Source organism: Candidatus Binatia bacterium (assembly GCA_036382395.1).
Taxonomy (GTDB): Bacteria; Desulfobacterota; Binatia; order HRBIN30; family HRBIN30; genus JAGDMS01.
This window is the reverse complement of record DASVHW010000203.1, coordinates 1-7,991: the sequence shown is the minus strand read 5'-3', so window position 1 is coordinate 7,991 and position 7,991 is coordinate 1. Positions and strand designations below refer to the sequence as shown.

The window sequence follows — 7,991 nt, the reverse complement described above, 5'->3', positions numbered from 1 at the left end:
CGCACCGGCTTTTTCGAGCGCGCGGAATTGGAGGGCGTGCGGAAGCAGCTACCCGACTACCTGCAACCGCTGGCGACCTTTGCCTACTGGACGGGCTGGCGCCGCGGCGAGTTGCTGACTCTCGAATGGCGCCACGTGGATCTTGACGCCGGCACCGTGCGGCTCGACCCTGGAACCACGAAGAACAAACAAGGCCGTCTCGTCTATCTGCCGCTGGAGGCCCTCGAATCGTTGCAGGCTTGGCGGCAGAAAACCTCGCAAGTCGAGCGCGAGCGGAGCTGCATTGTGGGGCGTGTCTTCCATCACGACGGGCGCCCCATTCGTGACTACTACGCCGCGTGGCGGAGCGCGTGCGATCGAGCTGGCATCGCGGGCCGCACCCTGCACGACTTCCGCCGCACGGCCGCCCGCAACTACGTCAGGAGCGGGGTTCCCGAGCGCGTGGCGATGCAGATCCTTGGACACAAGACGCGCAGCATTTTCGACCGCTACAATGTGACTTCCGAGGGCGACTTGCGCGCGGCTGCCGAGAAGGTCGGGGCGCCCGTTAGGGACGGGTTAGGGAAAGTTGTCGCATTGCCCACCGGCAAGGCGTCAGGGGAGGCCAGCTAAGTGCTTGAAAAATCAGTGCCGGGGACGGGACTCGAACCCGTACGGGGGAAACCCCCACAGGATTTTAAGTCCTGTGTGTCTGCCAGTTCCACCACCCCGGCCCTTGCGAAAACCAACTGGTTCGCCTTCCCCTAGCTCCAGACTGCTACCATTTTGCTGCCGCTGTCAGCAACGTCCAGGTCGCAGAACAGATAGAGGAGATCAAGTCGGATGCTTCATCCGCCCATGGCGTATTCTGTGATACCATCCCGTTTCGGATGAGCGGCCAGTGGACGAGCGCATACTGAACTTCATTCTCTCCCACCTGCTAGCCTGGGGTTACTACATCGTCTTCGTCATGGCGTTCCTCGAGACTTCCGCCTTCGTTGGCTTGGTGGTGCCAGGCGAAAGCGTCATCGTGATTGCCGGGCTGTTTGCCGGAAGCGGCGACCTGAATCTCACCGCCGTCATCGGACTGGCTTCGGCCGGAGCGATACTCGGGGATAGTGTCGGCTACTTCATCGGCTACCGGTTTGGGGAAGCATTCTTCCGCAAGTATGGGCGCTATCTCCTGTTCAAACCCGAATACCTGGATCAGGCGCGCCGGTTCTTTGCCGAACACGGTGGCAAGACGGTGTTCCTGGGTCGGTTTGTGGGGTACCTGCGAGCCTTTGCCCCCGTGGTCGCGGGCATGTCGAGAATGCCTTACCACTGGTTCCTTGTTGCCAACGTGTGCGGTGGCGTGGCGTGGGCAGCCACGTTTTCCCTCATCGGCTATTTCGTCGGCAACAACTGGACCACGATTGAGAAGTACCTCGGGCGTGCCGGCATGGTCGCCTTTGCCGCAGCCGTGGTCGCGGTCTACTTGTACGTCAAGTTCGCGCGGCAGCGCGATCAAACGGCGAGCGCTCACCACTCGGGTGACCATTGATGTGCTGCCGGGTTCCGCCCGTCGTCGCTGTTCCCCGGAGGATTCGGGTGCCGTCGTAGTCAGGTCGTTGGGATCTTCAGGCTCTGGCCGGCGCGGAGACGCGTGGCGCGCAGATTGTTCCGGCGCCGGATCGCAGCCACCGTCGTGCGGTGGCGCTTCGCGATTCCAGCCAAGGTCTGCCCAGGTTTCACCCGGTGCGCCACGTAACGTAGCTTCGGCGTCTCCTGCTTTTCCTGCGTCGACAAATTCGCATAGCGGACCTTGAAGCCGGCAGCCGAACCAGCCGGAAGGCGCAGGAGGTACCCCTTGGGCACCCGCAGTTTTCCGGAGATCACGTCGTGCGTGAGCGCGGGATTGAGGTCCACCAGGGTGTCGACTTCGGCGTTGCTCGCTCGGGTGACGGTCTTGAAAGCAACATGGGTGGGGATGACCACGCTTTCCGTCCGTCGCGGATGCGCAGGGTGCAACTCCCCAAAGTACTTGGCGAAGTTCCGCTCCACATCGAGCGCGGCAATGAATTCAGCGTAGAAATTCCGCGAGGCGAACTTGAAGGCCGGCCCATGATAATTGTGGATAATTCGCACCAGGTCGGAAGAGCCGACCGTGGCAACAGCATTGGCGATCCCGGCCCGCCCGTGATTGTACGCCGAGATCGCCAACGGCCAGCTTCCCAGCACCTCGTGGTTTGCCCGCAAATACTCGGCCGCCGCACGGGTGGAGACGATGGGATCACGCCGCTCGTCGACGGCGCGGTCGACGCGCATGTACTGGCGAGCGGTCGCCGGCATGAATTGCCAGATGCCGGCCGCACCGACTTTGGAATAGGCCCGCACGTTGAAGCACGACTCCACCAGCGGCAGGCGCGTCAGTTCGATCGGTAGCCCCTCGCGACGAAAAATAACTTCCATCTCCGGCAGGTAGCGGCGCGAGAGCTCCACCCCGGCAGCGAAACGTTCACGCAATCCGGCCTGACCGCGCAGGCGGTCCTCCGCCGCGGCTTCCAGGAATCTCGACGGATTGTTGACATCGGTGAACAGGGCCCGTATTTTCCGCTCTTCCGGGGAAAGCTCACCCGGATCGGTCGCGAGCTGATGCAGCCGCATCAAAATGGCACGGATTCGTTCTTTCTCACTCCGCACTTTGCCCTGCGAGTAGGCGGTGATCTCCGCATCGCTGAGGCCGCTGTCGGACAAGGATTGGAAGTCGAGGACCTCGTAGATGCGGTCCAGACTCAGGGCATCGTGGATCACCACCTGGTGGGTAGAGTAGGTGCCGAAGATTTGTTTCCAGAACTCAACTTGAGTTCCGAGCCCGGGAAGGACAGGGACCGGCGATTGTTTCGCCGGCGTGATCGACGAGAGGTCGGTGCCTGGATCGGCGGCACTCGTGGCGGCGCCGTGCACCACAGCGCTCGCTATCACTATCGCCAACAACCGGCCTATTTTCGCCATCGCCCCTCCGCCGCTCCTCCAGTGACGCATCCCGTGACCGACTCGGCATTGACACGGCACGGACTCACGTCCCTACTACGATTCTGACCGTAGCAGAGGCCAAGGAAAACTGTCAACACGATTCGCCAAGACGATGCGGAAAATTCTGGTGTTGATCCTCAGCTGGATCGTCGTGGGATGTGCCGCAGCGCCTTCGCTGCCTTCCGGGTACGTCGCGGTCGGGCTGGACACTGGTCCGATCACGCTCGATCCGCGCTTCGCTACCGACGCGACGGCGAGCCAGATCGGCGACCTGCTGTTCGATGGTCTCACCCGTCTCGATGACCAGTCGCGACGCCTGCCGCAGCTGGCCGCTTCGTGGGAAACGCCGGACGCTCAAACCTACGTCTTTCACCTGCGCGACGGTTTCCGCTTCAGTGACGGTCAGCCGGTCACCGCCGGCGACGTGAAGGCGACGTACGATGCGATTCTCGATCCCCTCACGCATTCGCCCAAACAGCAGGAACTTGATCCTGTCCAAGCGGTGGAGGCGCTCGACCGTTTGACCGTCCGTTTCCGCCTGCGCTTTCCGTTCGCCCCTTTCCTGAATGTAACCGGTCTCGGCATCCTGCCCGCCGGCCTGATCGCTGCGTCGCCGTCCAAACCGCTGGCGCAGCCCGTAGGCTCCGGACCGTTCCGCCTGATCGAATTCACGCCCGACGACAGACTGGTGCTGGTCCGCAATCCGCTGTACCCGCTGGGCAGTCCTCGGCTCGCCGGCGTGGTATTCACCGTGGTGCCCGACGCAATGTCGCGCTTGCTGCAGCTCAAACGCGGCAGCCTCGATCTCGTCCAAAATGGCATCGATCCGGACTCGCTCGAATGGCTGCGGAAACAGCGCCACATTATGGTGACGACCAGACCGGGCACGACGTTTCAGTATCTCGGTTTGAATCTGCGCGATGCACGGTTGGCCGACGTGCGGGTGCGGCAGGCCATCGCTCACGCCATCGATCGCGGTGCCATTGTGATGACGATTCTCAAAGGGCTGGCCATGCCTGCCAGCGGCCTGCTGCCGCCAACGCATTGGGCCTTCAGCGGCGACGTCGCGAGCTACGGGTACAACCCGAAGCGGGCGAAGGAGTTGCTCGACGAGGCCGGCTACCCGGATCCCGACGGCGACGGCCCAGCCCCGCGTTTCCGCTTGTCCTACAAGACGACAATCATCGAGTTGCGCCGGCGCATCGCCGAAGTGCTGCAAGAGCAATTGGCGCAGGTCGGTGTGGCGCTGGACATTCGCAGCTACGAGTGGGCGACGTTTTACAACGACATCAAGCGCGGTGACTTTCAGCTCTACTCGCTGGCGTGGGTTGGCATCGAGGATCCTGACATCTACTACCTGACCTGCCATTCCTCGCAGACACCGCCGCATGGCAGCAATCGCGGCTACTTCCACGAGGAATCGGTCGATCAGTTGACCGAGGCGGCGCGCCGGACTTTGAATCCAGTAGAACGGCAGCGCCTCTACGGCGAGGTGCAACACCGCGTGGCGCAACTGCTGCCGGTGATTCCGCTCTGGTGGACGACCAACGTCGCCGCGCTCAACCGGCGGCTGCAGGGCTTTGAGATCCAGCCAAATGCCAGCTACGTGTCATTGAAAGATGCGTGGATCGAAGAGAGGTGAGCGAGTGCGGCAGTATGCCGGTATGCCGGTGCATCAAGACTCGAAGGACAAGCTCTTGCCGGCTCGCCGGTTAACCGGCACACCGGCTCACTCAAGACCATGACCCGCTACGTGGTGCGACGAATTGCGCTTGCCGTGCCGACGGTCCTCGGGGTGGTGACGCTTGTCTTCCTCCTGATCCACCTGGTGCCGGGTGATCCGGTGGATGTGATGCTCGGTGAGACGGCCCACACCACCGACAAGCTGCGGCTGCGCCGCCAGTTGGGGCTCGATCTCCCGTTGCCGGTGCAGTACGCGCGCTACCTCAGCCATCTGGTGCGCGCGGATCTCGGGCGCTCGTTGCATAGTGGGCGGCCGGTCCGCAGGCTGATTGCGGCGCGTTACCCCGCCACCCTGGAACTGGCGGCAGCGGCGCTGGTGACTGCCTTGATCATCGCTGTTCCTCTGGCCCTCGCCGCCGCTGCGCGCCCGCATTCGAGGCTCGATGTTGCCTGCCGAGGCGTGGCCGTCCTGGGTGCCTGCATGCCGAACTTCTACCTCGGTCCGATGTTGATTGTCGCCTTTGCCATCGGCCTGGAATGGGCTCCCGTGTCGGGACGCGGGGGGCTGTCGTCCGTGGTCCTTCCGGCCTTGACCCTGGGCATGGGGATGGCCGCCATCCTCATACGTATGCTGCGGGCGACGCTGCTGGACCGGCTGCAGGAAGACTACATCCGCACGGCCCGCGCCAAAGGCGCCGGCGAGGCGCGGGTCCTGTTGGGTCACGCGTTACGCAATGCGGTGTTGCCGGTCATTACGATCCTCGGCCTGCAAGCTGGCGCCCTGTTGGGCGGGACGATCATAACCGAGACGATTTTCGCCTGGCCTGGCCTCGGTCGCCTGACGCTGCTGGCGATCCAGACGCGTGACTACCCGCTGGTGCAGGGCTGCATCCTGGTCATCGCGCTCAGCTACGTGTCGATCAACCTGCTGACGGACCTGCTCTACGGCATGGTCGATCCGCGGCTGCGGGTGCGGCCATGATGCGTGCGCTCACCAACACCCAGGTACTGACCGGGCTGGCGATCGTGCTGCTGTTTGTAACGCTGGCGTTGTTGGGCCCGAGCATAATTCGGGACAGCCCGACCACGCAGAATCTGAGTGAAGATCTGCGGCCGCCGCGCCTCGAGCACCCCTTCGGCCAAGACAAGCTCGGCAGAGATGTGCTGAGTCGGGTCGTGTACGGTGCTCGCGTGTCGTTGCTGGTCGGCGTCCTGGTGGTCGGCATCTCCGCTAGCATCGGACTGGGGGTCGGGGCGCTGGCCGGATACGCCGGCGGGCGTGCGGACGATCTCATCATGCGGTTGATTGACGTGCTCATGGCCTTTCCGGGGATTCTGCTGGCGATTGCGTTGTCGGCGGTCCTCGGTCCGTCGCTGCGCAATGTGCTGCTGGCGCTGTCTGTGATCGGGTGGACCGGGTACGCGCGCCTGGTTCGCGCCGAGGTGCTGGCCTGGCGCAATTGCGAGTTCGTGAGCGCGGCGATTGCATTGGGCGCGACGCCGCTACGGGTCATGGCGTGGCACATCTTTCCGCAATTACTCACCCCGTTGCTGGTGCAGGCGACGTTCGGCATGGCTGGCGCCATGGTCGGGGAGGCGAGCCTCAGTTTTCTCGGCCTCGGAGTGCAGCCGCCGACGCCCTCTTGGGGAGCCATGGTCAATGATGGGCGTTCGTTCCTGCTGATCGCGCCCCACATCGCGCTGTTCCCGGGCCTGGCAATGATGTTAACCGTTTTGGGGTTGCACGTGCTCGGCGACGGGTTACGGGACGCGCTCGACGTGCGTGGCGGTGAACTGCTCAGCCCGACGTGGGGGGCGGCGTCTGAGGCTGTCTCACCGGCAACGTCACCGTGAAGGTCGATCCGGCGCCGGGCACGGAGGCCAGCGCCAGCGTGCCGCCGTGCCGTTCGACGATGCCGTAGGAGACGCTGAGCCCCAAACCCGTTCCCTGTCCCACCGCTTTGGTGGTGAAGAAAGGATCGAACACCTTGGTTTGCAGGTCCGGCGGCATGCCGACGCCGTCATCACGGATGGCAATGGCGACCATCGGCCCGCCGGGTACCGCCGGGTCGGCGGAGAGCAGGCGCGTTGCGATCCACACGTTGCCGTTCTTCAGGCCGATGGCATCGGCGGCGTTGGCGAGCAGATTCATGAAGACCTGATTCAGCGGTCCCGGCAAGCACTCGACTTCCGGCAACTCGTCGTAGTCCCGATGCACGGTGATGTGCTCCTTCAAACGATGCGTGAGGAGCGCCAACGTGCTGTCGATGCCGCGATGGAGGTCGACGCATTCCCAGGAGTCGTGCCGGTCACTGCGCGCGAAGGTCCGGAGTTCGTTGACGATGCGTTTGGTCCGCCGGGCGCCTTCTTCACAGTCGTCTAGCAGGCTGGGGAGGTCGGCGAGGGCGCGGTCAACTTGAAGTTCACGTCGTCGGGCTTCACAGCGCGCGCGCTCGTCCGCGGGCAGCGGCAGGCTGCCATAGGCGTCCAATGCCTGAGCCAGGGCATTGACGTAGGTGCGGAGATGCTCGACGTTGGCCGAAACGAAGCTGATGGGGTTGCTCAGCTCGTGCGCCACTCCGGCGACGAGTTGCCCCAGACTGCGCATCTTTTCCGATTGCACAAGATGCGCTTCCGCCTGTTTCAATCGATCATAGGCGCCTGTCAAGTCCTTGTGCGCGGTGTTTAGTGACGCCAGAGCGTCATGCAACCGCCGGTTCCTGTCCTCGAGGTCCCGCTCGCTGGTGCGTAAACGATTCGAGATGTATCCGCCGAGGTAGACCAGCAAAGATAGGCAATAGAGCAGGAAGGCAGCCCACATGCCGTGGTACACCGATGTCGAACTGGCGGGTCCGAGCCCGCTGTCGGTGGCGAACAAAGGGGGCGCCTGAAGATGACCGGCGGAAAGCAGGCTGATGCCCAGGAGCCATGTCAGCATGGCGAACACCGCGCTCAGCGCCGCCACCCGGGTGTCGACCAGCATGGCCGTGGCTAACACCTGGACGACGTACATCATGATGAAGGGACTCTGCACCCCACCGGTGTTCACCACGACGTAGGTGATCAGCACGTGGTCCAACGGAATCGCAACCGCGGTGACCAGCGTGACGCGCCGCCGCTGGCGTACGTACCAATGGTTCAACCCGTTCAGGATGACGCCGCAAACGGCGGCTCGCAGGCACGGTGCGATGGAGCCGAAGAGCCCGACAGCGTGCACAACCAGCGCCAAGAAGAGGAAACCGCCGATGACGAGCCAGCGGACGCGAACGGCCCACAGGAGTTGGTTCTGTGTGGCGAACGAAACAGGGGAGGGG

The 7,991-nt window shown here is 63.6% G+C and carries 7 protein-coding genes and 1 tRNA gene; 5 read left to right on the top strand and 3 right to left on the bottom strand.

From position 1 onward, the window contains the following. A partial coding sequence (locus tag VF515_09270) for a site-specific integrase (GenBank protein ID HEX7407823.1) occupies positions 1-612 on the top strand: 612 nt, incomplete at its 5' end. A 16-nt stretch (positions 613-628) separates the two neighbouring features. On the opposite strand, the gene VF515_09265 is transcribed toward VF515_09270, so the two are convergent. Then, positions 629-713 (bottom strand) — tRNA-Leu (locus tag VF515_09265). A 167-nt stretch (positions 714-880) separates the two neighbouring features. Between VF515_09265 and VF515_09260 the strand changes: the two genes are divergently transcribed. Then, on the top strand, positions 881-1,522 hold the full coding sequence (locus VF515_09260) for a DedA family protein (protein HEX7407822.1): 642 nt from the start codon (positions 881-883) through the stop codon (positions 1,520-1,522). A gap of 59 nt (positions 1,523-1,581) precedes the next feature. On the opposite strand, the gene VF515_09255 is transcribed toward VF515_09260, so the two are convergent. Continuing rightward, on the bottom strand, positions 1,582-2,973 hold the full coding sequence (locus VF515_09255; protein HEX7407821.1) for a transglycosylase SLT domain-containing protein: 1,392 nt from the start codon (positions 2,971-2,973) through the stop codon (positions 1,582-1,584). Between the two features lie 148 nt (positions 2,974-3,121). On the opposite strand from VF515_09255, the gene VF515_09250 reads away from it, so the two are divergent. The 3 genes from VF515_09250 to VF515_09240 all read left to right on the top strand — a co-directional run bounded on the left by VF515_09250 (position 3,122) and on the right by VF515_09240 (position 6,531). After that, positions 3,122-4,636: an ABC transporter substrate-binding protein gene (locus tag VF515_09250; protein HEX7407820.1), complete on the top strand. Its 1,515-nt coding sequence runs from the start codon at positions 3,122-3,124 to the stop codon at positions 4,634-4,636. 99 nt (positions 4,637-4,735) lie between these two features. Beyond that, complete coding sequence (gene nikB, locus VF515_09245) at positions 4,736-5,659, top strand: nickel ABC transporter permease (protein ID HEX7407819.1); 924 nt, start codon at positions 4,736-4,738, stop codon at positions 5,657-5,659. Beyond that, entirely contained in the window at positions 5,656-6,531 is an 876-nt protein-coding gene (locus VF515_09240) for an ABC transporter permease (protein ID HEX7407818.1), read from the top strand. The genes nikB and VF515_09240 overlap by 4 nt, the downstream gene beginning before the upstream one ends. On the opposite strand, the gene VF515_09235 is transcribed toward VF515_09240, so the two are convergent. Continuing rightward, a partial coding sequence (locus VF515_09235; protein HEX7407817.1) for an ATP-binding protein occupies positions 6,476-7,991 on the bottom strand: 1,516 nt, incomplete at its 5' end. The two genes, VF515_09240 and VF515_09235, sit on opposite strands and share 56 nt — an antisense overlap.